Origin of the sequence: Mesorhizobium sp. C432A, assembly GCF_030323145.1 — a bacterium.
Lineage (GTDB): Bacteria > Pseudomonadota > Alphaproteobacteria > Rhizobiales > Rhizobiaceae > Mesorhizobium.
The window spans coordinates 5,495,604-5,521,891 of record NZ_CP100470.1 but is presented as its reverse complement, the minus strand read 5'-3'; the positions used below and the strand labels follow the sequence as shown (position 1 = coordinate 5,521,891).

Annotated in this window: 17 protein-coding genes and 1 pseudogene; 14 read left to right on the top strand and 4 right to left on the bottom strand. The window is 63.5% G+C overall.

The window, feature by feature from the left end; all coding sequences use genetic code 11:
- The first annotated feature begins 1 nt into the window (after position 1).
- Both cysN and cysQ read left to right on the top strand, forming a co-directional pair.
- Positions 2–1,939 carry a sulfate adenylyltransferase subunit CysN gene (gene cysN, locus NLY33_RS27165; protein ID WP_023705475.1) on the top strand — a complete coding sequence of 646 codons (1,938 nt, stop codon included), beginning with the start codon at positions 2–4 and terminating at the stop codon, positions 1,937–1,939.
- A 10-nt stretch (positions 1,940–1,949) separates the two neighbouring features.
- Positions 1,950–2,738 carry a 3'(2'),5'-bisphosphate nucleotidase CysQ gene (gene cysQ, locus NLY33_RS27160; protein WP_031196482.1) on the top strand — a complete coding sequence of 263 codons (789 nt, stop codon included), beginning with the start codon at positions 1,950–1,952 and terminating at the stop codon, positions 2,736–2,738.
- A 1-nt stretch (position 2,739) separates the two neighbouring features.
- Here cysQ and NLY33_RS27155 read toward each other — a convergent pair whose 3' ends face one another.
- From NLY33_RS27155 to NLY33_RS27140, 4 genes are all read right to left on the bottom strand, one after another.
- Positions 2,740–3,882, bottom strand: coding sequence for a DegT/DnrJ/EryC1/StrS family aminotransferase (locus NLY33_RS27155; RefSeq protein WP_023698144.1), 1,143 nt, complete (start codon positions 3,880–3,882; stop codon positions 2,740–2,742).
- Between the two features lie 291 nt (positions 3,883–4,173).
- Complete coding sequence (locus tag NLY33_RS27150; RefSeq protein ID WP_023708422.1) at positions 4,174–5,097, bottom strand: carbohydrate kinase family protein; 924 nt, start codon at positions 5,095–5,097, stop codon at positions 4,174–4,176.
- Entirely contained in the window at positions 5,094–5,540 is a 447-nt protein-coding gene (locus NLY33_RS27145; RefSeq protein ID WP_023684581.1) for an RbsD/FucU family protein, read from the bottom strand. Before NLY33_RS27145 ends, NLY33_RS27150 begins: the two co-directional genes overlap by 4 nt.
- On the bottom strand, positions 5,541–6,767 hold the full coding sequence (locus NLY33_RS27140) for an ROK family transcriptional regulator (protein WP_023702241.1): 1,227 nt from the start codon (positions 6,765–6,767) through the stop codon (positions 5,541–5,543).
- Between the two features lie 264 nt (positions 6,768–7,031).
- On the opposite strand from NLY33_RS27140, the gene NLY33_RS27135 reads away from it, so the two are divergent.
- From NLY33_RS27135 to NLY33_RS27080, 12 genes and pseudogenes are all read left to right on the top strand, one after another.
- Positions 7,032–8,009, top strand: coding sequence for a sugar ABC transporter substrate-binding protein (locus tag NLY33_RS27135; protein ID WP_081725578.1), 978 nt, complete (start codon positions 7,032–7,034; stop codon positions 8,007–8,009).
- 150 nt (positions 8,010–8,159) lie between these two features.
- Positions 8,160–9,221, top strand: a complete 1,062-nt coding sequence (locus NLY33_RS27130) for an ABC transporter permease (RefSeq protein WP_023705472.1) — start codon at positions 8,160–8,162, stop codon at positions 9,219–9,221.
- A complete protein-coding gene (locus tag NLY33_RS27125; protein WP_023670726.1) occupies positions 9,218–10,000 on the top strand; it encodes an ATP-binding cassette domain-containing protein in 783 nt (260 codons plus the stop codon). Before NLY33_RS27130 ends, NLY33_RS27125 begins: the two co-directional genes overlap by 4 nt.
- Before the next feature lie 140 nt (positions 10,001–10,140).
- Positions 10,141–12,603 carry a glycogen/starch/alpha-glucan phosphorylase gene (locus NLY33_RS27120; RefSeq protein WP_023708423.1) on the top strand — a complete coding sequence of 821 codons (2,463 nt, stop codon included), beginning with the start codon at positions 10,141–10,143 and terminating at the stop codon, positions 12,601–12,603.
- A 71-nt stretch (positions 12,604–12,674) separates the two neighbouring features.
- Positions 12,675–14,888: a 1,4-alpha-glucan branching protein GlgB gene (gene glgB, locus NLY33_RS27115; RefSeq protein WP_023708424.1), complete on the top strand. Its 2,214-nt coding sequence runs from the start codon at positions 12,675–12,677 to the stop codon at positions 14,886–14,888.
- Positions 14,889–14,972: 84 nt separating this feature from the next.
- Entirely contained in the window at positions 14,973–16,238 is a 1,266-nt protein-coding gene (gene glgC / locus NLY33_RS27110) for a glucose-1-phosphate adenylyltransferase (protein WP_023670729.1), read from the top strand.
- A gap of 19 nt (positions 16,239–16,257) precedes the next feature.
- Entirely contained in the window at positions 16,258–17,703 is a 1,446-nt protein-coding gene (gene glgA / locus NLY33_RS27105; protein ID WP_023705469.1) for a glycogen synthase GlgA, read from the top strand.
- Between the two features lie 3 nt (positions 17,704–17,706).
- Positions 17,707–19,335 (top strand): alpha-D-glucose phosphate-specific phosphoglucomutase, encoded by a 1,629-nt coding sequence (locus tag NLY33_RS27100; RefSeq protein WP_023708425.1) that lies wholly within the window; start codon positions 17,707–17,709, stop codon positions 19,333–19,335.
- Between the two features lie 157 nt (positions 19,336–19,492).
- Positions 19,493–21,493, top strand: coding sequence for a glycogen debranching protein GlgX (gene glgX / locus NLY33_RS27095; RefSeq protein ID WP_023705467.1), 2,001 nt, complete (start codon positions 19,493–19,495; stop codon positions 21,491–21,493).
- Positions 21,493–23,142, top strand: a complete 1,650-nt coding sequence (gene bglA / locus NLY33_RS27090) for a beta-galactosidase BglA (RefSeq protein WP_023705466.1) — start codon at positions 21,493–21,495, stop codon at positions 23,140–23,142. The genes glgX and bglA overlap by 1 nt, the downstream gene beginning before the upstream one ends.
- Before the next feature lie 422 nt (positions 23,143–23,564).
- A pseudogene (locus NLY33_RS27085) lies at positions 23,565–24,932 on the top strand (peptide ABC transporter substrate-binding protein); the annotation flags it as partial.
- A 426-nt stretch (positions 24,933–25,358) separates the two neighbouring features.
- Entirely contained in the window at positions 25,359–26,282 is a 924-nt protein-coding gene (locus NLY33_RS27080; RefSeq protein WP_023684574.1) for an ABC transporter permease subunit, read from the top strand.
- Positions 26,283–26,288 lie beyond the last annotated feature (6 nt).

The following is a 26,288-nucleotide window of genomic DNA, read 5'->3' as shown; positions in this document are numbered from 1 at the left end:
CATGCGCCATATCCTGGCCAAGAGCCTCGCTCCCACCGACGGCGTGCGCGAATACATGGCGGCGCAGGAGAAGAAGTCGCTGCTCCGCTTTCTCACCTGCGGCTCGGTCGACGACGGCAAGTCGACGTTGATCGGCCGTCTTCTGTCCGACACAAAGCAGATCTTCGAGGACCAGCTCGCCGCACTCGCGCGCGATTCCCGCAAGCACGGCACCACTGGCGACGACATCGACTTCGCGCTTCTGGTCGACGGCCTCGAGGCCGAGCGCGAGCAAGGCATCACCATCGACGTCGCCTACCGCTTCTTCGCCACGCCCAAGCGCAAGTTCATCGTCGCCGACACGCCCGGCCATGAACAGTACACCCGCAACATGGCGACCGGCGCCTCTACCGCCGATCTCGCCATCGTGCTCATCGATGCGCGCCAGGGCGTGCTGCGCCAGACCCGGCGCCACTCGATCATCGCTTCGCTGCTCGGCATCCGCCATATCGTGCTTGCCGTCAACAAGATCGACCTCGTCGATTTCGACCAGGCGGTGTTCGACCGTATCGTCGAGGATTACCGGCAGTTCTCGCACGAGCTCGGCTTCCAGACGATCGTGCCGATCCCGATGTCGGCCCGCTATGGCGACAATGTCACCAGCCGCTCCGGCAAGACGGCGTGGTATTCCGGCCCGTCGCTGATCGAGCATCTCGAAACCATATCGGTCGACGAGGCCGCGGTCGAACTGCCGTTCCGGTTTCCGGTGCAGTATGTCAACCGGCCCAATCTCGACTTCCGCGGCTTTGCCGGCACCATCGCGTCCGGCTCCGTCGCGCAGGGCGACGAGGTGGTGGTCGCCAAATCCGGCAAGGCCTCGCGGGTCAAGCGCATCGTCGCGCAAGGCGGCGATCTTGCCCAGGCGGTGGCCGGCCAGGCCATCACCCTTGTGCTCGATGACGAGGTCGAGGTCTCCAGAGGCAACATGCTGGTGTCGCCGGCGGCACGGCCGCAGGTCGCCGACCAGTTCGCCGCCAACATCGTCTGGTTCGACGAGGCAGCGCTGCTGCCGGGTCGCTCCTATATACTGCGCACCGAGACCGACCAGACCAGCGCCACCGTCACCGACCTGAAATACCGCGTCAACGTCAACGACTTCGCTCGCGAGGCGGCGAAGTCGCTCGAGATGAACGAAGTCGGCATCTGCAACATCTCGACCCGGGCGCCGATCGCCTTCGACTCCTTCGCCGACAACCGCGATACCGGCGCCTTCATCCTGATCGACCGCATCACCAATGCCACGGTCGGCGCCGGCATGATCCTGCATACCTTGCGCCGCGCCGAAAACATCCACTGGCAGTCGCTCGATGTCGGCAAGCGCGGCCGCTCCGACCTGAAGAGCCAGCGTCCCGCCGTGTTCTGGTTCACTGGGCTTTCCGGTTCGGGCAAGTCGACCATCGCCAACCTGCTCGAGAAGAAGCTGTTCGCTTCCGGGCGCCACACCTACATTCTCGACGGCGACAATGTCCGCCACGGCCTAAACCGCGATCTCGGCTTCACCGACGTCGACCGTGTCGAAAACATCCGCCGGGTCGCCGAGGTGGCCAAGCTGATGGCCGATGCCGGGCTGATCGTCATTGTCTCCTTCATCTCGCCCTTCAGCGCCGAGCGGCGCATGGCCAGGGAGTTGATGGCCGACGGCGAGTTCGTCGAAGTGTTCGTCGATACGCCGTTCGAGGAATGCGCCCGACGCGACCCGAAAGGCCTTTACGCACGGGCGCTGAATGGCGAGATCAAGAACTTCACCGGCGTCGATTCCCCGTATGAAGCTCCCGAAAATCCCGAAATCCATCTCAAGACACTCGGCAAGACGGCCGAGGAGATGGTAGAGGCTCTGGAACACTGGCTGAATGAGCGCGACATTGCCGAAGACCAATATGACAGCGGCGGCGGCATCTGACGACGAAGTGATGCTCGACGTGTTCGAGCGCCTGGCGCTCGAAGCCGGACGCGAGGTGATGCGGGTCTTCAAGGCCGGCTGCGCGGTCGACAGCAAGTCCGACTCCTCGCCGGTCACGGAAGCCGACCGCGAGAGCGAGACGATCATCCTCGCCGGCCTGCGTGCGGCCTATCCCGATATTCCCTGCGTGGCCGAGGAAGAGGTCGCCGAAGGCATTGTGCCGCCCGATCTGGATGGCGCCTTCTTCCTGATCGATCCGCTCGATGGAACGAAGGAATTCGTCAACCGCCGGACCGATTTCACCGTCAACATTGCGCTTGTCCGGCACGGCGTGCCGGAGATCGGCGTCGTCTTCGCACCGTGCAGCGGGCGGTTCTTCTCTGGACGGCCGGGCTGGGCCGAAGCAATCGAGGTCGAAGGCGACTTCCGTATCGTCGGCCGCCGGCGGATTTCGGTTAGGAGGGCGGTCACGCCGCTGGCGGTCGTTGCCAGCCACTCGCACAACACCCCGGAGACCGAAGCCTTCATCAAGGATCTCGGCGCCGCCGAGATCGTCTCGGTCGGCTCATCGCTGAAATTCTGCCTGCTCGCCGCAGCCGAAGCCGACATCTATCCGCGCTTCGGCCGCACCATGGAATGGGACACGGCGGCCGGCGACGCCGTACTGCGCGCCGCCGGCGGCATGACGCGCACGCTGGACGGCGAGCCGCTCACCTATGGCAAGCGCAAACAGAGCGACGACGAGGATTTCGCCAACCCGCATTTTATTGCGAGCGGGAAGGCGGCGGACGCGGCGTAACTTACGCCGCCGCTACATGCGCCGAGTTCGAGCCAATGTAGTTGCGGATCGTCTCGATGATGCGGTCCTGGTCGGCTTCGCTGAGATAGGGATGCATCGGCAGGCACAGGATGCGCTTCGGCAGTTCCTCCGAAACCGCAAGCCCGGTCGGCGTGCGCGGATAGTCGCGATAGGCGACCTGCTCGTGCAGCGGCTTCACATAATAGATCACCGAAGGGATGCCCTTTTCGCCGAGATGCGCCCTCAACCCGTCGCGCTTCGGCGTCTCGATGGCGTATTGCGCCCAGGCCGAGCGGCCACCGCCCAGATTGCGTGACGCCTTGACGATGTCGCCGAGACCTTCGGCGTAGCGCTTGGCCACCACCTGGCGGGCGACCATCTCGTCTTCGAGGATGGCGAGTTTCTCGATCAGGATCGCCGCCTGGATCGTGTCGAGGCGTGAATTGATGCCGACGCGGACATTGTCATACTGCGTCTCGCCCTTACCGTGGAACGCAAACGAGCGCAGCTGGTCGGCCAGCGCGTCGTCATTGGTGAACATCGCGCCGCCATCGCCGTAGCAGCCCAGCGGCTTGGCCGGATAAAAGCTGGTCGAGCCGACATGGCCGAAGGCGCCGCACATTGTGCCGTCGGCCGAACCGCCGATCGACTGCGCCGCATCCTCGATCACCAGCAGCCCTTCGCGCTTGGCAATCGCCATGATCGCCTCGTAGTCGGCGGCAAGCCCGAACAGGTCGACGGGAATAATCGCCTTCGGCTTCAGCCGGCCTTCCTTCTTGATCATGGCGATCGCCGCCTCGAGGCTGGCGATGTCGATGTTGTAGGTCTCGGCGTCGACATCGACGAAAACCGGTTCGGCCTTGGCAAGCGCCACCACTTCCGCCGTCGCGGCAAAGGTGAAGCTCGGCACGAACACCGCGTCGCCGGGGCCGATACCGGCGGCAAACAGCGGCAACAGCAGCGCGTCGGTGCCGTTGGCGCAGGCCACGACATGCTTGGTGCCGATATAGGCTGCGAGCTTGTTTTCGAATTCGGTGACTTGCGGTCCGAGGATATAGCGGCCTTCCTCGACGACATTGTCGATCGCGGCCTTCAGCCGGTCGCGGATACGTTCGCGCTGCGCGCCAAGATCGATGAATTGCATGTCGGCCTCAAAACGGTGTGGTGCGAGCCGCCCCAACGACACGCACAGAAACAACAACTTAACCGGGCCGCTGGTACCAGAGTTGGGTCGGTCTAGAAAGCCGGACCGGCCGCGGGACGGGTTGTCTAGGTGTCGCAGCCTGTTACTTCAGGCTTTCCCTGCATTGCCGCAAGATGCCGGAAATCCGGGCTTCGCCGCCTATTAATCCGGCTGATTCAGTGCGTCTTTCCGGCTCGCGGAAACATAAAGTGATCGGCTGCTTGCAGCGGCTGGCGGCGGACTAAGCGTGGATCAGGCGATTTCGTGCCGCCAGGGCGGGTTGGCGCCGGCCCGCGACACGGTCACCGCCGCCGCTTTGGCGCCGAGGGCCAACGCCTGACGGATGGCGTCCTCCGAAAGGCCGCCGATCCCGGCCTTGGTGAGCAGGCCTTGCTCGTGCAGCGAGGCCAGAATGCCGGCATTGAAAGTGTCGCCGGCGCCGACCGTGTCGACCACCTCCACCTTATGCGGCATCACCGTGACCTTGTGATCCCTGCTGTAGCCGACTGCGCCTTCGCTGCCATGGGTGACGACGATCAGCTTGGGGCCCCGATCGAGCCAATTGCGGATGACGTCCTCATGCGAGCCGGCCTCGCCGAACCAGTGCAGATCCTCATCCGATAGCTTCACGATGTCGGCCATCGCCATCATCGAGCGGATGCGCCGGAGGTGCTTGGCTTTGTCGGGGATGAAGTTCGGCCGGATGTTGGGGTCGAGCATCATGACGCGGCGTTGGTGCTCGCGTTTCATGAATTCTTCGTAGGCAGCACCCGCCGGATCCGAAATCAGGCTGATGGCGCCAAACAGCATGGCTTCGATCTCGGCGCCCAGTTTCGGCAGATCCTCTGTCGTCAGCATGCGCCCGGCGGTGTTTTCGTCGTAGAAAGTGTAGGTCGCCTGGCCGTTGGTGAGCCGCACGAAGGCGAGCGTGGTCGGGCGAGGGGAGGTGTGCGCATAGGTGGAGCTGACCTTGCTTGCGCCGAGCGCCTCGCGGAACTGGCCGCCGAACAGATCCGACGACAGGCCGGAAAAGAAGCCGGCGGGCGCGCCGAGGCGGCCAAGCGCGATCGCCGTGTTGAACACCGCGCCGCCGACATAGGGCGCAAAGGCCGGCTCGCCCTGTGTCGTGGTGCGCGGCAGCATGTCGATCAGGGCTTCGCCGCAGCAGAGGATCATGATTTCTTGTTCTCCGGCGGATAGATCACGCCCTTGCGGATGATGATGTTGGCGTAGAGCCGGGGTTCGCTGGTCCCGACGATCGCATATGCCGACCGGACGCGTGCATAGAAGTCGGCGCCCGCCAGCGCAACCACCTTGCGGCCCGGCGCGCGCCTGGTGCAGATCGTTTCGATTTCATGGTGGACCGGATCGGCGACCGAGGGATCGCCTTTGACCGAGGCACGAAACAGCGCTTCCGGCACGAAGTCGTCCACCGGCAGCACGCTCAAAATGGCGTCAAGCACCGGTATGAGGTGAAGACCGTCGGCGCGGATCAGCCGGTTTGCCTGTTCTTCCGCCGGATAGTTGCCGTCGACGAGCGCGATCTCGTCGCCATGGCCCATGGCGCGCAATGTCGCCAGAAGCTCCGGACCGAGCAGCGACGGAATACCGATCAGCATTCAGATGCTCCTGGAAATCGTGGTCGAACCGATGAGGAAGCGTTCGGACAGCGGCAGGCTGGCGCCGCCCAGCGCGCGGGCATGGATGCCGACGGTGCCTTCGCGCACCACCGGAAGCTTCAGCCCTTCGCCATCGATCGTACCGATCGCCTGCCTGATCGCATCGACGAGCCGGCGCCGGACAGCGAGCGGCATCCAGCCGTCGATCACCGCGGCCTCGAAATCGATCACCGAGGACGCCGATACGATGGCATAGGCCAGCGCCTGAGCGGCATTGGCGATCCAGTCGTCGAGCTCGTGACCGATCTCGCCCCAATCCTCAGGCGACGTCCACAGATGCGAAGCCTCGACGCCGCGTGCGTTAAGCGCCTTTTCCAGCATGGCGATCGAGGCGACGTCGATGAGCTGCGTCGGCTTGCCGTCCGGCCCCGGCACCGGCATCGAACCCAGCGCCCCGGCATTTCCGGTTGGCCCGCCGAACAGCCGGCCGTTGAGCACGATGCCGCCGCCGGCAAAGGCGCCGATATAGAAATAGACGAAGTCGCGCGCCCCGCCGGTCTGGCCGAACACCAGCTCGGCGCCGCAGGCGGAGGTGGCGTCATTCTGCAGATAGACCGGGAATTCGCACTGCGCCTGGATGTCGGCACGGATGTCGCGATGGCGCCATTCGTCCATGATGTCGCGCGGCGCGCCGGCGGTGTCGGCCCAGTTCCACAGTTCGAACGGCATGGCGATGCCGAGCCCGGCAATGCGCTTGTCCTGCGCAGGTGTCAGTTCGGCGCGCATCGTCTTCATGCCTTCGGTGACGAACTCAACCGTCTCGCGCGGCGCCGGATAGCGGTAGGAGTGCTGCAGCATGGAACGCACAGTTCCGAGGAAATCGATCAGCACCAGTTCGGCGCTGCGGCGGCCGATCTTGAGGCCGATGAAGAAGGCGCCTTCGGGGTTCAGCGCCATCGGGATGGAGGGCTGGCCGATCTTGCCGCGCAACGGCGCCTGGCGCAGCAGCAGGCTGTCTTCCTCCAGTTCGCGCATGATGACCGAGACGGTCTGCGCTGAAAGGCCGGTCATGCGCGCAATGTCTGATTTGGCCAAGCTGCCGTGCTGGCGAACCAACGACAGCACCAGCCGCTCATTGTGGTCGCGCATGCCGCTCTGGTTGGTGCCACGGTGGAGACGGCTGGCGGCCGCCTCGGGCGAACCGTGCCTCGCAATGCCGGTCTCCACCCTTGTTCCTTCCCTTGGTTTATTCTTACTGCTTTTGCGGCAGAATGAGTGAACCGCGCAAAGCTGTCAATAATAAATAAGAGTGATTTAATTATTGACAGGCGGCTCCCGCTGGTGTCATTTGAGGGCGCGTCCACACTGGGAGAACTTCAGTGGACGCGCTCAAGATGCCGGTTGGCGGCATCCGCATGGTTCCATGGGAGGAAGATCGTGACCAAAGCTTTATTGAAGTCCACCGTGTTCGCCGCGGCGGGCCTCGGCCTGATGGCGTTTGCTTCGACAGCATCGGCCGCCGGCGTCGGCGCCTGCCTGATCACCAAGACCGACACCAACCCCTTCTTCGTCAAGATGAAGGAGGGCGCGACCGCCAAGGCCAAGGAACTTGGCGTCGACCTCAAGACCTATGCCGGCAAGATCGACGGCGATAGCGAGAGCCAGGTGGCGGCGATCGAAAGCTGCATCGCCGACGGCGCCAAGGGCATCCTGATCACCGCGTCCGACACCAAGGGCATTGTGCCGACGGTGAAGAAGGCGCGTGACGCCGGCCTGCTGGTGATCGCGCTCGATACCCCGCTGGACCCGATCGATGCCGCCGACGCGACCTTTGCGACGGACAATCTGGAAGCCGGCAAGCTGATCGGCGCCTGGGCAGCCGCGACCCTCGGCGACAAGGCCAAGGACGCCAAGATCGGCTTCCTCGACCTGACCCCCTCACAGCCGACCGTGGATGTGCTGCGCGACCAGGGCTTCATGATGGGCTTCGGCATCGACGTGAAGGATCCCAACAAGATCGGCGATGAGGACGATGCCCGCATCGTCGGCCACGACGTCACCAACGGCAATGAAGAAGGCGGCCGCAAGGCGATGGAAAACCTTCTGCAGAAGGACAACTCCATCACCGTCATCCACACCATCAACGAGCCCGCCGCTGTCGGCGCCTACCAGGCGCTCAAGGCGGTCGGGCTCGAAAGCCAGGTGCTGATCGTCTCGGTCGATGGCGGCTGCCCCGGTGTGAAGTCGGTGACCGAAGGCGTCATTGGCGCCACCTCGCAGCAATACCCGCTGCAGATGGCGGCACTCGGCATCGAGGCGATCGCCGCCTTCGCCAAGGACGGCGCCAAGCCGAAGCCGACCGAAGGCAAGAACTTCTTCGACACCGGCGTCAACCTCGTCACCGACAAGCCGGCCAATGGCGTGAAGTCGATCGACACCAAGGAAGGCCTCGCCAAGTGCTGGGGCTGATGGCTGCCTGACAGCCAGCGGCAAGCTGACGGCCGGGGGCTTGATCCCCGGCCGCTTCGGGTGGACGATGCGTCACGCGAATAATCCCGGCAGCAGACCGGACAGGCGCGAGCGGGTATCGGCATGGAGCTGAAGCCCAGGGGAGGAAACATGGCTCAAGCACAGGAATTCGAGAAGGTTCTCTCGAGCAGCGACACAAGCGTTGCCGCCTTTGACGAGCACAAATCGGCCGTCAAGCGCATCCAGCATTTCCTGCACTCCACGCCGGCGGCGGTGCCGCTGATTGTGCTGGTCTTGTCGATCGTCATTTTCGGCATCGCCATTGGCGGGCGTTTCTTCTCATCCTATACGCTGACGCTGATCCTGCAGCAGATCGCCATCGTCGGCATCCTCGGTGCCGCGCAGACACTGGTCATCCTGACCGCCGGCATCGACCTGTCGATCGGCGTGATCATGGTGATTTCGGCCGTGATCATGGGCAATTGCGCGGTCAGCTACGGCATGCCGGCCGTGCTCGCAGTGCCCATCGGGCTTGCCGCCGGCGCAGTCTGCGGCCTGCTCAACGGCTTGCTGGTCGCCTACATGAAGCTGCCGCCGTTCATCGTCACGCTCGGCACCTGGAACATCGTCATGGCGACGAACTTCATCTATTCGGCCAATGAGACGATCCGCGATACCGACGTCGACGCCCAGGCGCCGCTGCTGCATCTCTTTGCCCTGAGTTTCAAGATCGGCACGGCGGTGCTCACACTGGGCGTCATCGCCACGGTCGTGCTCGTTTTGATCCTCTGGTACGTGCTCAATCACACCGCCTGGGGCCGCCATGTCTACGCCGTTGGCGATGATCAGGAGGCGGCGAAGCTGTCTGGCATCCAGACCAAGAAGGTGTTGATGACGGTCTACACCCTTGCCGGGTTGATCGCCGCTTTCGCTGCCTGGGTGTCCATCGGCCGCAACGGCTCGATCTCGCCGTCAGCCGCCGTCACCGACTACAACCTGCAGGCGATAACCGCGACGGTGATCGGCGGCATTTCACTGTTCGGCGGGCGCGGCTCAATTCTGGGCACGCTTTTCGGCGCGATGATCGTCGGTGTCGTCTCGATGGGCCTCAACATGCTGGGCGCCGATCCGCAATGGAAGGTGCTGCTCACCGGTGTGCTGATCATCGGCGCCGTGGCGATCGACCAATGGATCAGAAAGGTTTCGGCATGACCGTGGAACCCATCCTCACCGCGCGCGGCCTGATCAAGCGCTATGGCCGTGTCACCGCCCTCGACAATGCCGACTTCGACCTCTACCCCGGCGAAATCCTGGCCGTCATCGGAGACAATGGCGCCGGCAAATCATCGCTGATCAAGGCGATTTCCGGCGCCGCCGTGCCCGACGAAGGCGAGATCCGTCTTGAAGGCAAGGCTGTCGCTTTCAAATCGCCCATGGAGGCGCGCGAGGCGGGCATCGAGACGGTCTACCAAAACCTGGCTTTGTCGCCGGCCCTGTCGATCGCCGACAACATGTTCCTGGGCCGCGAGATCCGCAAACCCGGCTTCCTCGGCGACTGGCTTCGTATGCTCGACCGGCCCGCAATGGAAAAGCGCGCCCGCGACAAGCTCACCGAGCTTGGGCTGATGACCATCCAGAACATCAGCCAGGCGGTGGAAACGCTGTCGGGCGGCCAGCGCCAGGGCGTGGCGGTGGCGCGCGCCGCTGCTTTCGGCAGCCGCGTGGTGATCATGGACGAGCCGACCGCCGCACTCGGCGTCAAGGAGAGCCGCCGCGTGCTGGAACTGATCCTCGACGTCAAGAAACGAGGCCTGCCGATCGTGCTGATCTCGCACAATATGCCGCATGTCTTCGAGGTTGCCGACCGCATCCATATCCATCGGCTGGGTCGCCGCCTCTGCGTCATCGATCCCAAGCAATATACCATGTCCGACGCCGTCGCCTTCATGACGGGAGCGAAGGTTCCGCCGGAGGCTGCACTCGCTGCCTGATCCGCTCGACGGATAAATTGCCGCAGGGGAACTGGCGGCATGCTGGTCTAAATCGATTGAACGTATGTTGCGATGCACTAGGATAGGCTGGGACTGAGAGCGAAAGCCGGTATGATCGCAGCACGATCACGAGAGGCAGTATGACGCGAACAATGACAGCCAAAGCCCCCGATCTCGAAATACCCGATCCCAAGACGCTGGCCGACGAAGTCTTGCTGGCTCTCAAATACCGGGTCGGCAAAGGCACCTCCGTTGCCACGCAATATGATTGGCTGACAGCCTCGATCAAGGTCGTGCGCGACCGCATCGTCGATCATTGGATGCAGGCGACGCAGGAGGCCTACGCCCAGCAGGAAAAGCGCGTCTATTACCTGTCGCTCGAATTCCTCATCGGCCGGCTGATGCGCGATGCCTTCTCCAATCTCGGCCTGATGGACAATATGCGAGAAGCGCTCAAGTCGCTGGGCGTCGACCTCGACCTCATCGCCGGGCTCGAACCGGATGCAGCGCTCGGCAATGGCGGTCTCGGCCGGCTCGCCGCCTGCTTCATGGAAAGCATGGCGACCGTCGACATTCCCGCGCATGGCTACGGCATTCGCTACGCCAACGGCATGTTCCGCCAGGAGATCCATGACGGCTGGCAGGTCGAACTGCCCGAAACCTGGCTCGACCACGGCAACCCCTGGGAGTTCGAGCGCCGCGAACGCGCCTTCGAAGTCGGCTTCGGCGGCTCGGTGGAATCGATCACCTCCAAGGATGGCCGGCTCGAACGTCACGTCTGGAAGCCGACCGAGCATGTCCAGGCCGTCGCCTACGACACCCCGGTGGTTGGCTGGCGGGCCAACCGCGTCAACACGCTGCGGCTTTGGTCCGGCATGCCGGTCGATCCGATCCTGCTCGACAAGTTCAACGCCGGCGACCACATCGGCGCGCTGGCCGAAAGCAACAAGGCCGATGCCTTGTCGCGCGTGCTTTACCCCGCCGATTCCCACAAGGCCGGCCAGGAACTGCGGCTGCGGCAGGAATATTTCTTCTCCACCGCATCGCTGCAGGACATCGTCCAGCGCCATCTCAGCCAGTATGGCGATCTCGCCTCGCTGCCCGACAAGGCGGCGATCCATCTCAATGACACCCATCCGGCGATCGCCGTGCCAGAGCTGATGCGCCTGCTGATGGACGTCCATGGCATGGATTTCGACCAGGCCTGGGACATCACCAAGCGCACCTTCGGCTACACCAACCACACGCTGCTGCCAGAAGCGCTGGAAAGCTGGCCGGTGCCGCTGTTCGAACGGCTTTTGCCGCGCCACATGCAGATCGTCTACGCCATCAATGCTCAGGTGCTGCTTGAGGCCCGCGCCACCAACCAGTTTTCCAATGAGCAGATCAGCCGCATCTCGCTGATCCAGGAAAATGGCGACCGCCGCGTGCGCATGGGTAACCTGGCCTTTGTCGGCTCGCACTCGATCAATGGCGTGTCGGCGTTGCACACCGAACTGATGAAGGAGACGGTGTTTGCCGATCTCCACAAGCTCTATCCCGATCGCATCAACAACAAGACCAACGGCATCACGCCACGGCGCTGGCTGATCCAGTGCAATCCGGGCCTCACCGCGCTCACCCGCGCGGCGATCGGGGACCGTTTCCTCGACGACATCGACGCCATCAAGGGGCTCGAAGCCTTTGCCGGCGACGCCGCCTTCCGCGACAAGTTCGCCGCCGTCAAGCGCTCCAACAAGGTCAAGCTCGCCAATCTGGTCGCAGACCGGCTCGGCATCAAGCTCGACCCGTCGGCGCTGTTCGACATTCAGGTCAAGCGCATCCACGAATACAAGCGCCAGCTGCTCAACATCCTGGAAGCTATCGCGCTCTACGACCAGATCCGCTCGCATCCCGAGCTGGACTGGATGCCACGCGTCAAATTTTTCGGCGGCAAAGCGGCGCCCAGCTACCACAATGCCAAGCTGATCATCAAACTGGCCAACGACGTCGCCAAGGTCATCAACAGCGACCCGTCGGTGCGCGGGCTGCTGAAAGTGGTGTTCGTGCCGAACTACAATGTCAGCCTGGCCGAGGTGATGATGCCGGCCGCCGACCTGTCCGAGCAGATTTCGACTGCTGGCATGGAGGCGTCGGGCACCGGCAACATGAAGTTCGCGCTGAACGGCGCCTTGACCATCGGCACGCTCGACGGCGCCAATGTCGAGATCAAGGAATGCGTCGGCGACGACAACATCTTCATCTTCGGCCTGAGCACGGCGGAAGTCGCCGAGCGGCGCAGCAATGGCTACAACCCGCGCGCCGTGATCGAGGGCTCCCCTGAATTGGCGCAGGCTGTTGCCGCAGTATCGTCGGGCGTGTTCTCGCCCGACCAGCCGGATCGCTACCGCGAGCTGGTCGACGGTCTCTACAACAGCGACTGGTTCATGGTGGCGGCGGATTTCGACGCCTATGCCGCCGCCCAGCGCGATGTCGACGCCGTCTGGCGCAACAGCCCCGATTGGTACGCGCGCGCTATCCGCAACGTTGCCCGCGTCGGCTGGTTCTCTTCCGATCGCACGATCCGCCAATATGCGAAAGAAATCTGGAACGTGCCCGCCTGATATGATTGCATGAGGCCACGAGCAACGGGTCTTGTGCACAAGAACTGGTTCCCAGGGAGGGACACCGCCTGATGAAGAAACCGCGCGCGACCGCGACGACGAGCGGGTCGGACGGGCTGGCGTCAGCCGGCGATGTCGCCGCAATTGTTGCAGGCACGCATGGCGATCCTTTTGCAATCCTGGGCGTGCATGATGCCGGCAAGAGCCTGGTTGCCCGCTGCTTCGTCCCCAATGCCGAGTTCGTCACCGCATACACGCTGGCCGGCAAGAACGCCGGCGAACTCACGCGGCGCGACGACGCCGGTTTCTTCGAAGGCAGACTGTCGATCAAGAAGCGTCAGCCGCTGCGCTATCACGCCAAAAATGCCGGCGGCGACTGGTGGCTGACCGATTCCTATTCCTTCGGCCCGGTGCTCGGCCCGATGGACGACTACTATATCGCGCAAGGGTCGCACCTCAGGCTGTTCGACAAGCTCGGCGCCCATCTCCTCGACCATGAAGGCGCGTCGGGCGTCCATTTCGCCGTCTGGGCGCCCAATGCAAGGCGCGTCTCCGTGGTCGGCGACTTCAACGAATGGGACGGCCGCCGCCATACGATGCGCGACCGCCGCGACACCGGCATCTGGGAACTGTTCATTCCCGATATCGGCGCCGGCCACCCCTATAAATACGAGATCATTGCCCCCGACGGCGTGCGCCTGCCGCTCAAGGCCGATCCGTTCGCCTTCAAGTCTGAATTACGCCCGGCCACAGCATCGGTGACGGCGGTGCCCCCGGCGCATGAATGGGGGGACGAAGCGCATCGCGCTTACTGGCGAAAGGCCGATCCGCGGCGGGAAGCCATATCGATCTACGAGGTCCATGCCGGTTCGTGGCAGCAGCACGATGATGGCAGCTTCCTGTCATGGGACGAACTCGCCAACCAGCTCATCCCCTATGCTGTCGAGACTGGCTTCACCCACATCGAGTTCCTGCCGATCTCCGAACATCCCTATGACCCGTCATGGGGTTATCAGACAACCGGACTTTATGCCCCCTCGGCGCGCTTCGGCGACCCCGACGGCTTCGCCCGTTTCGTCGACGGTGCGCACCGCGCCGGCGTCGGCGTCATCCTCGACTGGGTGCCGGCGCATTTCCCGGTCGACGCGCATGGCCTCGCCAATTTCGACGGCACCGCACTCTACGAGCATGCCGATCCGCGCAAGGGTTTTCATCCCGACTGGAACACCGCGATCTATAATTTCGGCCGCCGCGAGGTGGTGTCGTTCCTCGTCAACAACGCGCTGTTCTGGGCCGAGAAATACCATGTCGACGGTTTGCGGGTCGATGCGGTGGCCTCGATGCTCTACCTCGATTATTCGCGCAAGGCCGGCGAATGGATCCCCAACGAGAAGGGCGGCCGCGAAAACCTCGAAGCGGTGTCCTTCCTGCAGAAGATGAACAAGGAGGTCTACGGCCACCATCCCGGCGTGATGACCATCGCCGAGGAATCGACCTCATGGCCGAAGGTCTCGGCGCCGGTGCATGAAGGCGGGCTGGGCTTCGGCTTCAAATGGAACATGGGCTTCATGCACGACACGCTGGAGTATTTCGCCAAGGAGCCGATCTTCCGCAAGCACCACCACAACGACCTGACGTTCGGATTGACCTACGCTTTCTCCGAGAATTTCGTGCTGCCGCTGTCCCATGACGAGGTCGTGCACGGCAAGGGCACGCTGCTCGGCAAGATGGCCGGCGACGACTGGCAGAAGTTCGCGACTTTGCGCGCCTTTTACGCCTTCATGTGGGGGTATCCCGGCAAGAAGCTGTTGTTCATGGGCCAGGAATTCGCCCAGCGCCGCGAGTGGAGCGAGGCGCGCGCGCTCGACTGGAACCTGCTCGACTTCCACCCGCATCGCGGCGTCTGGCAGACGGTGCGCGACCTCAACTATCTCTATCGCTCGCGCCCAGCGCTGCATGCACGCGACTGCGAGCCGGACGGCTTCTCCTGGCTGATCGTCGACGACAAGGAAAATTCGGTCTTCGCCTGGCTGCGCAGCGCGCCCGGCGGCAACCCGATCGCCGTCATTTCCAACTTCACGCCAGTGCCGCGCGACAATTATCGCGTGCCATTGCCCAAGGTCGGCAAATGGCGCGAAATCATCAACACCGACGCTTCGGACTACGATGGTTCGGGCAAGGGCAATGGCGGTGTGGTCGAAGCCAGGGCGGAAGGAGGAGGCATTTCGGCAACGATGCTTTTGCCGCCGCTGTCGACGATCATGCTTGAACTCGTTGCGGACTAGGTCCGTCAACTCGTTTCGGATTAGGTCCGTCGACTCGTTGCGGACCGGGCGATGCTCCAGACTGGTAATTTGGGAGGGTAAAAAATGGCAGACTTGAAGAGAACCCAGCCGCTGGCGCGCGATGCCATGGCCTATGTGCTGGCCGGCGGCCGCGGCAGCCGGCTCAAGGAATTGACCGACCGCCGCGCCAAGCCGGCTGTCTATTTCGGCGGCAAGACGCGCATCATCGATTTCGCGCTGTCCAATGCGCTGAATTCCGGCATTCGCCGCCTCGGTGTCGCCACCCAGTACAAGGCGCATTCGCTGATCCGCCACCTGCAGCGCGGCTGGAACTTCCTGCGCCCGGAGCGAAACGAAAGCTTCGACATCCTCCCGGCCTCCCAGCGTGTCTCGGAAACCCAGTGGTATGAAGGCACCGCCGACGCCGTCTACCAGAACATCGACATCATCGAGGCCTATGGGCCGGAATACATGGTCATCCTGGCCGGCGACCATATCTACAAGATGGACTACGAGTTGATGCTGCGCCAGCACGTCGATGCCAATGCCGACGTCACCGTCGGTTGCCTCGAAGTGCCGCGCATGGAAGCGACCGGCTTCGGTGTCATGCATGTCGACGGCAAGGACAACATCATCGCCTTCGTCGAAAAGCCCGCCGACCCGCCCGGCATTCCCGACAAGCCGGAATTCGCGCTGGCCTCCATGGGCATCTATGTCTTCAAGACCAAGTTCCTGATGGAACAGCTGCGCCGCGATGCGGCCGAGCCAGGCTCCAGCCGCGACTTCGGCAAGGACATCATCCCCTACATCGTCCAGCACGGTAAGGCGATCGCGCATCGCTTCGCCAAATCCTGCGTGCGCTCGACGGCCGAGAACGAGGCCTATTGGCGCGATGTCGGCACGGTCGACGCCTACTGGGAAGCCAATATCGACCTGACCGACATTACCCCCGAACTCGACCTCTACGACCGTGACTGGCCGATCTGGACCTATGCCGAATTGAAGCCGCCGGCAAAGTTCGTGCATGACGAGGATGGCCGGCGCGGTTCGGCCGTGTCCTCGCTGGTCTCAGGCGATTGCATCGTCTCGGGTGCTTCGCTGAAGCGCAGCCTGATCTTCACCGGCGCGCGCATCAACTCCTATTCGACGCTGGAAGAGGTCGTCATGCTGCCCGACGTTCATGTCGGCCGGAACGCAAAGTTGAAGCGCGTCGTCATCGACCACGGTGTAAGGATACCGGAAGGGCTGGTGGTTGGCGAAGACCCTGTTCTCGACGCCAAGCGTTTCCGGGTTTCGGAAAAGGGCATCTGCCTGGTCACGCAGGACATGATCGACAAGCTGAAGCTGTAAGACGGGATACCATAGACGCATGCAGGTTCTGTCGGTCACGCCCGAAATATTCCCGCTGGTCAAGACCGGCGGACTTGCCGATGTGACCGGCGCATTGCCGATCGCGCTGGCCGCCAAGGGCGTGACCATGCGCACGCTCATCCCTGGCTTTCCCCAGGTGATGGACGCCTTCAAGAAAAAGAAAGCCGTCTACCAATATCCGCTGCTGCAGGGCGGCAAGGCTTCGGTCCATGCCGTCAAGATCGCCGGGCTCGACCTGTTCGTGCTCGACGCGCCGCATCTCTACGACCGTCCGGGCGGCCCCTACGGCAATGCGGCGGGCGCCGATTGGCCCGACAATTGGCGGCGTTTTGCTGCGCTGAGCCAGGTCGGCGGCGATATCGCCGGCGGCGCCATCTCCGGCTACCAGCCCGACCTGGTGCACGCCCATGACTGGCAGTCGGCGATGACGCTGGCTTACATGCGCTACGGCAAGGCGGTCGGCGTACCGTCGCTGATCACCGTTCACAACCTTGCCTTCCAGGGTCAGTTCGGCGCCGGCATTTTTGGCGAGCTCGGCTTGCCGGCCGCGGCGATGGCGCTCGACGGCGTCGAATATTATGGCGGCGTCGGCTTCCTCAAGGCCGGCCTGCAGGCGGCCTGGGCGATCACAACGGTGAGCCCCACCTATGCCCAGGAAATCCGCTCGCCGGAATTCGGCATGGGCCTCGACGGCCTCATCAACATGCGCTCTTCCGACCTCTACGGCATCGTCAACGGCATCGACACCGACATCTGGAACCCGGAGACCGACAAGCATCTGGTGTCGGCCTACTCCGCCGCGACGCTGAAGGCTCGCCTTCCCAACCGGGCGGTTGTCGAGGACCGCTTCAGCCTCGAGCGCGACGACAGTCCGATCGTCTGCGTCGTCAGCCGGCTGACCTGGCAGAAGGGCATGGACATACTGGCGGCTGTGGTCGACGGCGTCGTCGCCACCGGCGCGCGGCTGGCGATCCTTGGCTCAGGCGACGCCGGCCTGGAAGGCGCGCTGCTGGCTGCCACCGCCCGCCATCGCGGCCGTGTCGGCGTCGTCGTCGGCTATGACGAGGGGCTTTCCCACACCATGCAGGGCGGCTGCGACGCCATCGTCATCCCGTCGCGCTTCGAGCCTTGCGGGCTGACCCAGCTTTACGGCCTGCGCTATGGCTGCGTGCCGGTCGTCGCCCGCACCGGCGGCCTTGCCGACACCATCATCGACGCCAATGAAGCAGCGATCTCGGCCGGTGTCGCCACCGGCTTCCAGTTCGCGCCCAACAATGGCGGCGCCATGCTGCACGCCATCCGCCGGCTGGTCGATGCGCATTCGAGCCCGGCCGTCTGGGAACAGATCCAGCGCCAGGGCATGAAGGCCGATGTCTCCTGGGACAAGAGCGCCGACAAATACGTTGAACTCTACCGCCTGCTGCTTTCGAAAAGGGTTGCCTGAAGCATGATCCGGACCGTCGCCACCAAACCCTATCTCGACCAGAAACCCGGCACGTCCGGCCTGCGCAAGAAGGTGCCTGTCTTTCAGCAGGAGCACTATGCCGAGAACTTCATCCAGTCGATCTTCGACGCGCTGGAGGGCTTTGAGGGCAAGACGCTGGTGATCGGCGGCGACGGCCGCTTCTACAACCGCGAGGTCATCCAGAAGGCCATCGCCATGGCGGCGGCCAACGGCTTCGGCAAGGTGATGGTCGGGCAGGGCGGCATATTGTCGACGCCGGCGGCGTCGCATGTCATCCGCAAATACAAGACCTTCGGCGGCATCATCCTGTCGGCCAGTCACAATCCGGGCGGCCCGCACGAGGATTTCGGCATCAAGTACAATGCCGGCAATGGCGGCCCGGCGCCGGAAAAGCTGACCGACGCGATCTTCGAAAAGACCAAGACGATTTCGAGCTTCAAGACGGTTGACATCGACCAGATCGACATTGACAAGATCGGCACGGTGACCGCCGGCGGCATGGCGGTCGAGATTATCGACCCGGTCACCGACTATGCCGAATTGATGGAGAGCCTGTTCGACTTCGACGCCATCCGCGCCAATTTCAAATACGGCTTCCGCATGCGCTTCGACGCCATGCATGCGGTCACCGGCCCGTATGCCAAGGAAATCCTCGAGCGCCGGCTCGGCGCGGAGAATGGCACCTGCCGCAACTACAAGCCGCTGCCGGATTTCGGCGGCCATCACCCGGATCCGAACCTGGTCCACGCCAAGCATCTCTATGACGAGATGATGGGACCGGATGCGCCCGATTTCGGCGCCGCTTCCGACGGCGACGGCGACCGCAATCTCATCATCGGCAAGGGCATTTTCGTCACCCCGTCGGATTCGGTGGCCATGCTTGCCGCCAATGCGCAATTGGCGCCGGGCTACAAGGACGGCCTCAAAGGCATCGCCCGCTCGATGCCGACCAGCGGCGCTGCCGACCGCGTCGCCGAACAGCTCGGCATCGGCATCTACGAAACGCCGACCGGTTGGAAGTTCTTCGGCAATCTGCTCGATGCCGGCATGGCAACGATCTGCGGCGAGGAAAGCGCCGGCACCGGCTCGAACCATGTCCGTGAAAAGGACGGGCTGTGGGCGGTGCTGTTGTGGCTGAACATCCTGGCCGTGCGCGGCGAAAGCTGCAAGGACGTCGTCACCGAACATTGGGCGACCTACGGCCGCAATTACTATTCACGTCATGACTATGAGGAGGTCGAAACCGAGCGCGCCAACGCCCTGGTCGACGAGTTGCGCGCCAAGCTCGCTTCGCTGCCCGGCACCAGCGTGCGCGGCCTGAAGATCGCCAATGCCGACGACTTCGCCTATCACGATCCCGTCGACGGTTCGGTGAGCAAGAACCAGGGCATCCGCATCCTGTTCGAAGGCGGCTCGCGTGTCGTGTTTCGTTTGTCCGGCACCGGCACGTCGGGTGCTACGCTGCGCGTCTACATCGAGCGCTACGAGCCGGACAGAGCGCGGCATGATCTCGACACGCAAGAGGCGCTCGCTGACCTGATCGCGGCTGCCGATGAGATCGCCGGGATCAAGAGCCACACCGGGCGCAACAAGCCGAGCGTGATTACTTGAGGGTGGTGACGTCTTTACCCTCCCCCTTGTGGGGAGGGTCGATCCGCGCAGCGGATCGGGTTGGGGGTGCTCGTAAAGCGCTTTCCCCGCGCCGACCCCCACCCCGCTCACTTCGTTCGCGACCCTCCCCACAAGGGGGAGAGTGGAGGATGCGCCGATGACCCAGCTCGGCGCAACCGTCACTCCCGAAGGCATCCGCTTCGCCGCCTGGTCGTCATCCGCGCGGCGCCTGTGGGTGTCGATCTTCGACGACACCGGCGCCCGTGAAATCGACCGGCTCGAACTTCAGCCGGAAAGCGAGGGCGTCCATGCGCTGTTCGTCGCCGGCCTTGCCGCGGGTACGCGCTACGGCTTTCGCGCCGACGGCGAATATGCGCCGGAGCGCGGGCTGTGGTTCGATCCCGACAAGCTGCTCACTGATCCCTACGCCGTCGAGATAGACCGGCCCTACCAGCATCATTGGCGGCTTGCCGCCCGGCGCAACGAAGGCGCCGACACCGCGCCACTGATGCCGAAGACCATCGCGCGGGCTCAACCGAAGCCGCTGCCGGCCAAGCCGCCTTTGTTCCAGCCAGGCGGCCTGATCTACGAACTGAACGTCCGCTCCTTCACCAGGCTGCATCCGGACGTGCCCGAAGCGCAGCGCGGCACCATTGCAGCCCTTGCCCATCCGGCTATCGTCGAACATCTCAAGAAGATCGGCGTCTCCGCCGTTGAGCTGATGCCCGTGACGGCATGGGTCGATGAGCGCCATTTGCCGCCGCTGGGCCTCAGCAATGCCTGGGGCTACAACCCAGTCACCTTCATGGCGCTCGACCCGCGCCTGGCGCCCGGCGGCCTCGCCGAGTTGCGCGATACTGTGGGGGTGCTGCGCAGGGTTGGCATTGGCACCATCCTCGATCTCGTCTTCAATCATACCGGCGAAAGTGACCGGCTCGGGCCGACGCTGTCGCTGCGCGGCCTCGACAATCAAGCCTACTACCGCAGCGAGCCGGACGGCAGGTTGGCCAACGATACCGGCACCGGCAATACCATCGCCTGCGACCATCCGGTCGTTCGTGACATGGTACTCGACACGCTGCGCCATTTCGTCCGCCAAGCCGGCGTCGACGGTTTCCGCTTCGACCTGGCGCCGGTCCTCGGTCGCGTCGATGGCGCATTCGATCCGGCAGCCCCGTTGCTCGAAACCATCGCAACCGATCCCATCCTTGCCGACAGGGTGCTGATCGCCGAGCCCTGGGACATCGGCCCGAATGGCTATCAGCTCGGCAATTTCCGGCCGCCTTACCTCGAATGGAACGACCGCTACCGCGACGACGTCAGGCGCTTCTGGCGCGGCGATGCCGGCGCGGTCGGTGCGCTGGCGACAAGGCTCGCCGGCTCCTCCGATGTGTTCGGCAGGGAGGGCCAATCCGCCAGCCGCACGGTCAACTTCATCGCCGCGCACGATGGCATGACGCTGGCCGATATCGTCGCCTATGAAGCCAAGCACAACCAGGCCAATGGCGAGAAGAACCGCGACGGCCACAATGAGAACCTGTCCTGGAACAACGGCGTCGAGGGCGAAACCTCGGACAAGGCGATTGCCGAGGCCCGTTCCCATGATCGCTTCGCGCTGCTCGCCACTCTGTTCGCCTCGCGCGGCACCATCATGCTGACGGCGGGCGATGAATTCGGCCGCACGCAAGGGGGCAACAACAACGCCTATGCGCAGGACAACGCCATCACCTGGCTCGACTGGGCCGGGCGCGACGTCGGGCTGGAAGCCCATGTGTCCGCGCTCGCAGCTCTGCGCGGCGCGGTGCCGGCGCTTTCCGATACGCGCTTCCTGACCGGAGAGCCGCCGGCCGGTTCTGAAACGCCCGACGTCGCCTGGCTGACCGAGACCGGCGCGCCGCTCGGCGAAGCCGACTGGAACGATGGCTCGCGCCATCGCCTCGTCATGCTGCTCGGCGATGGCGGGGAAGGCCGCCTGGCTGTGATCGTCAATGGCGATCGCCGCCAATGCGTCTTCACGCTGCCCGCGCGGCAAGGGTTTGAATGGCAGCCGGCTGTTGAAGCGCAAGCGGTCGACCTCGCGTGGCCGCTGCCCGGCCGCAGTGTCAGTTTCATGATCGAGCGCCGGACCGCAAAGGCCCGCGCCAGGAAGGGTCCGTGATGGCCGACGACAATGCCCAGCCGGGACCCGAACAGAGCGCCGACTGGTGGCGCGGCTGCGTCATCTACCAGATCTATCCTCGCTCCTTCCAGGACACCACCGGCGACGGCAGCGGCGACCTCTCAGGCATCACCTCACGGCTGGCGCACGTCGCCTCGCTCGGCGTCGACGCCGTCTGGCTGTCGCCCTTCTTCAAATCGCCAATGGCCGATATGGGCTACGACGTCTCCGACTATCAGGCGGTCGATCCGATGTTCGGCACGCTCGACGACTTTGACGCGCTGGTTGCCGAGGCGCACAGGCTCGGCCTGAAGGTGATCATCGATCAGGTGTTGTCGCACTCCTCCGACAAGCACGAATGGTTTGTAGAGAGCCGTGCCAGCAAGGATAATCCCAAGGCTGACTGGTATGTCTGGGCCGACACCAGGCCGGACGGCAACGCGCCCAACAACTGGCTGTCGGTCTTCGGCGGCCCGGCCTGGGAGTGGGACGCGACCCGCCGGCAATACTACATGCACAATTTCCTCGCCTCGCAGCCGGACCTCAACTTCCACAATCCTGAGGTTCAAGACGCGTTGTTGCAGACGGTGCGGTTCTGGCTCGAGCGCGGCGTCGACGGCTTCCGCCTGGATACGGTCAACTACTATGTCCACGACCGCTGGCTGCGCAGCAATCCGCCGCTGGCGTCGAGCGTCGCCGGCACCAATGGCGAAACCAACACCTATCTCTTCCAGGAGCATCTGTTCGACAAGACGCAACCGGAAAACCTCGGTTTCCTCAGGCGCTTCCGCGCTTTGCTCGACGAATATGACGGCCGCGCCAGTGTCGGCGAGGTCGGCGACGAAGGCCGTTCGCTGCAGACGCTGGCCGCCTACACATCCGGCGGCGACAAGCTCAACATGTGCTACACCTTCGACCTGCTCGGTCAGCAATTCTCAGCCGCCCATGTGCGCGGCTGCGTCGAGGCCTTCGAGGCAGCTGTCGCCGACGGCTGGGTCTGCTGGGCGTTCTCCAACCACGATGTCGTGCGCCATGTCAGCCGCTGGACGCGGCCGGGCGGCGATCCAGATGCGGTGGCGACATTCGCTATCGCTTTGCTCTCCTGCCTGCGGGGCTCGATCTGTCTCTACCAAGGCGAAGAGCTTGGGCTGGAGGAGGCGGAACTGACCTTCGAGGATCTGCGCGATCCCGTCGGCATCCGTTTCTGGCCGGGGGTAAAGGGCAGGGACGGCTGCCGCACACCGATGGTCTGGGAAGCGGGCGCCGACAATGCCGGTTTTTCCTCGGGAAAACCCTGGCTGCCGGTGCCGGAAAGCCACCGCGCTCGGGCGGTCGATATCCAGAACGCCGACGACAAGTCCGTGCTCGCCGGCTACCGGACGATGCTCGCCTTGCGCAAGGCGCATCTGGCGCTGGTCAAGGGCCCGATCCGCTTTCTCGATACCGACGGCGATGTCCTTGCCTTCATCCGGCAGGGCGAGGACGAGATATTGCCCTGCGTCTTCAATTTCGCCGACAAGCCGGCCGACTGGCGGCTGCCGCCGGATCTCCAGCCTGTCGAGGCGATCGCTCTGGGTGGCGGTGCCGTCCTGCAGGAGGAGGGGCTGTTGCTGCCGGCCCTGGGCTGGTTTGTCGGCAAGGTTGGCTGATCTTTCAGGGACGCCGTCCGGCTTCAAAAAAGATCGAGTCCGCATGCAACCGTGCCGAGTGATCCGCGCAACGTCACCGGCGCCACGTTTTTCATTTTCGGGCTTCTTAGGTACTTTCGTTGAGCTTCGCCACGAACTGCATTCCTGGAATGTTTCCAGATGGTTGCGCTAATGACAACTGCTGAGGGCAAAATGCAAAATTGCAGGACAACCGCAAGCTGCACCCAATTGAACCTGATAGTATAGATTAGCTATGGCTGGTTTAGGGTGAGGATGCTCACTTAGCGTCAAGCAAGACTCGGTTGAAATAATATTTCCGTCTGTCTAGTCTCCTGCCACCAGCTGCCGGAACGGGAACCGGCGGCGCGCTCGAAGGGGCCAGAAATCGGTTCCGGGGCGTCAACACTCGTAAGGCGCAGCCGATGGGCAGCGCCACAGGGAGAGACTTCATGCTGAAAAATATGCTGAAGGCGACGCTTGTCGCCGCGACCATGACCTTTGCCGCAGGCACGTTCCTGACGCCGGCCCTTGCCGAGACCGTCTATAACAGAGGCAGCGCCGCCGAAGCGGAGACGGTCGATCCGCACAAGACCTCGACCGTCTACGAAGCCGATATCATACGCGACCTGTTCCAGGGACTGGTCATGCACGATCAGAAGACGAACCTCATCCCGGGCGCCGCCGAAAGCTGGACGGTATCTGATGACGGCACCGTCTACACCTTCAAGCTGCGCAAGGACGGCTTGTGGTCGGATGGCAGCCCGGTGACGGCGGACGACTTCGTCTATTCCTTCCGTAGGCTGGAGGATCCGGCGACCGCCGCCGAATACGCTTCCATGCTCTATCCCGTGAAGAACGCCGAGGAAGTCAACACCAAGAAAGGCAAGCCCGAGGACATGGGCGTCAAGGCGATCGACGCCAACACCCTGGAAGTGACGCTGAAGGCGCCGACGCCATACTTCCTGGAGATGCTGACCCACCAGGCTACCTACCCGGTCAACAAGGCCTCGATCGACAAGCTCGGCGCCGACTGGATCAAGGCGGGCAATCTCGTTTCGAACGGCGCCTATACATTGGCCGAGTGGATTCCCAACGACCACATGAAGCTGGTCAAGAATCCGAAATTCTGGGATGCCGCGACCGTCAAGATGGACGTCGTCAACTACATCCCGACCGAAGACCGCTCTTCGGCGATGAAGCGCTTCGAGGCCGGCGAACTCGACAGCTACGGCGACCTGCCGACCGAACAGCTCGCTGACCTCAAGACCAAGTTCGGCGATCAGGTCCGCGTCGGACCGTATCTCGGCACCTATTATTACGCGATCAAGACCGACAAGGCGCCCTGGGACAATGTCGAGCTGCGCAACGCCATCTCGATGGCTATCGACCGCGACTTCCTGGCCGAAAAGGTCTGGCAGAATTCCATGCTGCCTGGCTATTCGATGGTGCCTCCGGGCATCGCCGGCTACACGCCGGCAATGGCCAAATACGCCGACATGCCGCAGATCGACCGCGAGGACGCCGCCAAGAAGATCCTTGAGAAACTCGGCTATACGCCCGAGCATCCGCTGAAGATGGAGATCCGCTACAACACCTCGGAAAACCACAAGAACACCGCGGTTGCCATCCAGGAACAGTTGAAGCCGCTTGGCGTCGAGATCACGCTGCTCAACACCGATACCAAGACCCACTATTCCTTCCTCGAGCAGAAGGGCAACTACGACGTGGCGCGTGCCGCCTGGATCGCCGACTACAAGGATCCCGAGACCTTCCTCGGCATCACCCGCAAGGCCAGCGGCAACAACTATTCGAACTACGTCAGCCCGGCATATGAGGCGGCCATGGACAAGGCCGCGGCTGCCGGCGGCAAGCCGGAAGAGCGCATGAAGGACCTCACCGAGGCCGAGCGCATCCTTGTCGATGACGTCGGCAACATTCCGCTTCTCTACTACAGCTTCCACGATATCGTTTCCTCGAAGCTGCATGGCTTCGATGACAATGTGATGGACATCCATCCGTCCCGCTTCGTCTCCAAGGACTGATAATCATCCTTGACTGGACCGCCGCGCCCCATTTGGGCGCGGCGGACTGGTCGGTCATCGCACCGGTCCGAAAGTCGTGGTCGATTTTCGGCAAGCCCGGTGCGAAGATTTGGCGCCGGAGCGTGGCAATGCGTCCGTATGGACGTATGTCGCTCTGGCCGAAGCGGGGCGCCGATGCTGCGATACATCTTACGGCGGCTTTTGACCGCCATTCCGACGCTGTTCGTCATCGTGACCATGGCGTTCTTCCTGATACGCGTCGCACCGGGCGGCCCTTTCAATCAGGAGCGGGGCCTCAGTCCCGAGATCAGGGCCAATCTGGAAGCACAGTTCGGCCTCGACGATCCGCTCTGGCTGCAATATGCCCACTATCTCGGCAATCTCCTGCGCGGCAATTTCGGGCCGAGCTACAATTTGCCTGACTTCACCGTCACCGAACTGTTTGCCAAGGGGCTGCCGATATCGGTCCAGCTCGGCACCTCCGCGCTGATCCTGGCGCTGCTGCTTGGTTCGGTGCTCGGCACCATCGCCGCGCTCAACCAGAACAAGCTTGGCGACTATACGGTGATTGCGCTGGCGACCGCCGGCAGCACTATCCCCACCTTCGTCATCGCTCCTGTGATTCAGCTGGTGTTCGGATTGACCTGGAAGCTGTTGCCGATCGGCGGCTGGGGTGATGGCGCATTGATCAACAAGATCGGCCCGGTGCTGACGCTGGCCTTGCCGCAGATCGCCATCGTTGCCCGCCTGATGCGCGGGTCGATGATCGAGAGCTTGCGTTCGCATCATATCCGAACGGCGCGTGCGCTCGGCCTCTCCGACTGGTCGGTGGTGGTCAAGCACGCGCTGCGCGGCGCCATCCTGCCGATCGTTTCCTTCACCGGCCCGGCAGCCGCGGCGCTGCTCACCGGTTCGGTCATCGTCGAGACCATCTTCTCCATTCCCGGTGTCGGCCGCTATTTCGTCGATGCCGCGCTCAACCGCGACTACACGCTGGTGATGGGGACCGTGGTGGTGATCGCGCTCTTCACCATCGTCTTCAACCTGATCGTCGACGTCATGTACGCGGTCGTCGATCCGAGGGTACGCTATGACTGAGGGTGC

What these genes read in the sequence shown, in the direction of transcription:
- glgA (WP_023705469.1), top strand. Translation starts at nt 16,258, where the DNA reads ATGCAGGTTCTGTCGGTCACGCCCGAAATATTCCCGCTGGTCAAGACC.
- glgX (WP_023705467.1), top strand. Translation starts at nt 19,493, where the DNA reads ATGACCCAGCTCGGCGCAACCGTCACTCCCGAAGGCATCCGCTTCGCC.
- NLY33_RS27100 (WP_023708425.1), top strand. Translation starts at nt 17,707, where the DNA reads ATGATCCGGACCGTCGCCACCAAACCCTATCTCGACCAGAAACCCGGC.
- NLY33_RS27130 (WP_023705472.1), top strand. Translation starts at nt 8,160, where the DNA reads ATGGCTCAAGCACAGGAATTCGAGAAGGTTCTCTCGAGCAGCGACACA.
- NLY33_RS27135 (WP_081725578.1), top strand. Translation starts at nt 7,032, where the DNA reads ATGGCGTTTGCTTCGACAGCATCGGCCGCCGGCGTCGGCGCCTGCCTG.
- NLY33_RS27145 (WP_023684581.1), bottom strand. Translation starts at nt 5,540, where the DNA reads ATGCTGATCGGTATTCCGTCGCTGCTCGGTCCGGAGCTTCTGGCGACA.
- NLY33_RS27120 (WP_023708423.1), top strand. Translation starts at nt 10,141, where the DNA reads ATGACGCGAACAATGACAGCCAAAGCCCCCGATCTCGAAATACCCGAT.
- glgB (WP_023708424.1), top strand. Translation starts at nt 12,675, where the DNA reads ATGAAGAAACCGCGCGCGACCGCGACGACGAGCGGGTCGGACGGGCTG.
- NLY33_RS27155 (WP_023698144.1), bottom strand. Translation starts at nt 3,882, where the DNA reads ATGCAATTCATCGATCTTGGCGCGCAGCGCGAACGTATCCGCGACCGG.
- NLY33_RS27125 (WP_023670726.1), top strand. Translation starts at nt 9,218, where the DNA reads ATGACCGTGGAACCCATCCTCACCGCGCGCGGCCTGATCAAGCGCTAT.
- NLY33_RS27080 (WP_023684574.1), top strand. Translation starts at nt 25,359, where the DNA reads ATGCTGCGATACATCTTACGGCGGCTTTTGACCGCCATTCCGACGCTG.
- NLY33_RS27150 (WP_023708422.1), bottom strand. Translation starts at nt 5,097, where the DNA reads ATGATCCTCTGCTGCGGCGAAGCCCTGATCGACATGCTGCCGCGCACC.
- glgC (WP_023670729.1), top strand. Translation starts at nt 14,973, where the DNA reads ATGGCAGACTTGAAGAGAACCCAGCCGCTGGCGCGCGATGCCATGGCC.
- bglA (WP_023705466.1), top strand. Translation starts at nt 21,493, where the DNA reads ATGGCCGACGACAATGCCCAGCCGGGACCCGAACAGAGCGCCGACTGG.
- cysN (WP_023705475.1), top strand. Translation starts at nt 2, where the DNA reads ATGCGCCATATCCTGGCCAAGAGCCTCGCTCCCACCGACGGCGTGCGC.
- cysQ (WP_031196482.1), top strand. Translation starts at nt 1,950, where the DNA reads ATGCTCGACGTGTTCGAGCGCCTGGCGCTCGAAGCCGGACGCGAGGTG.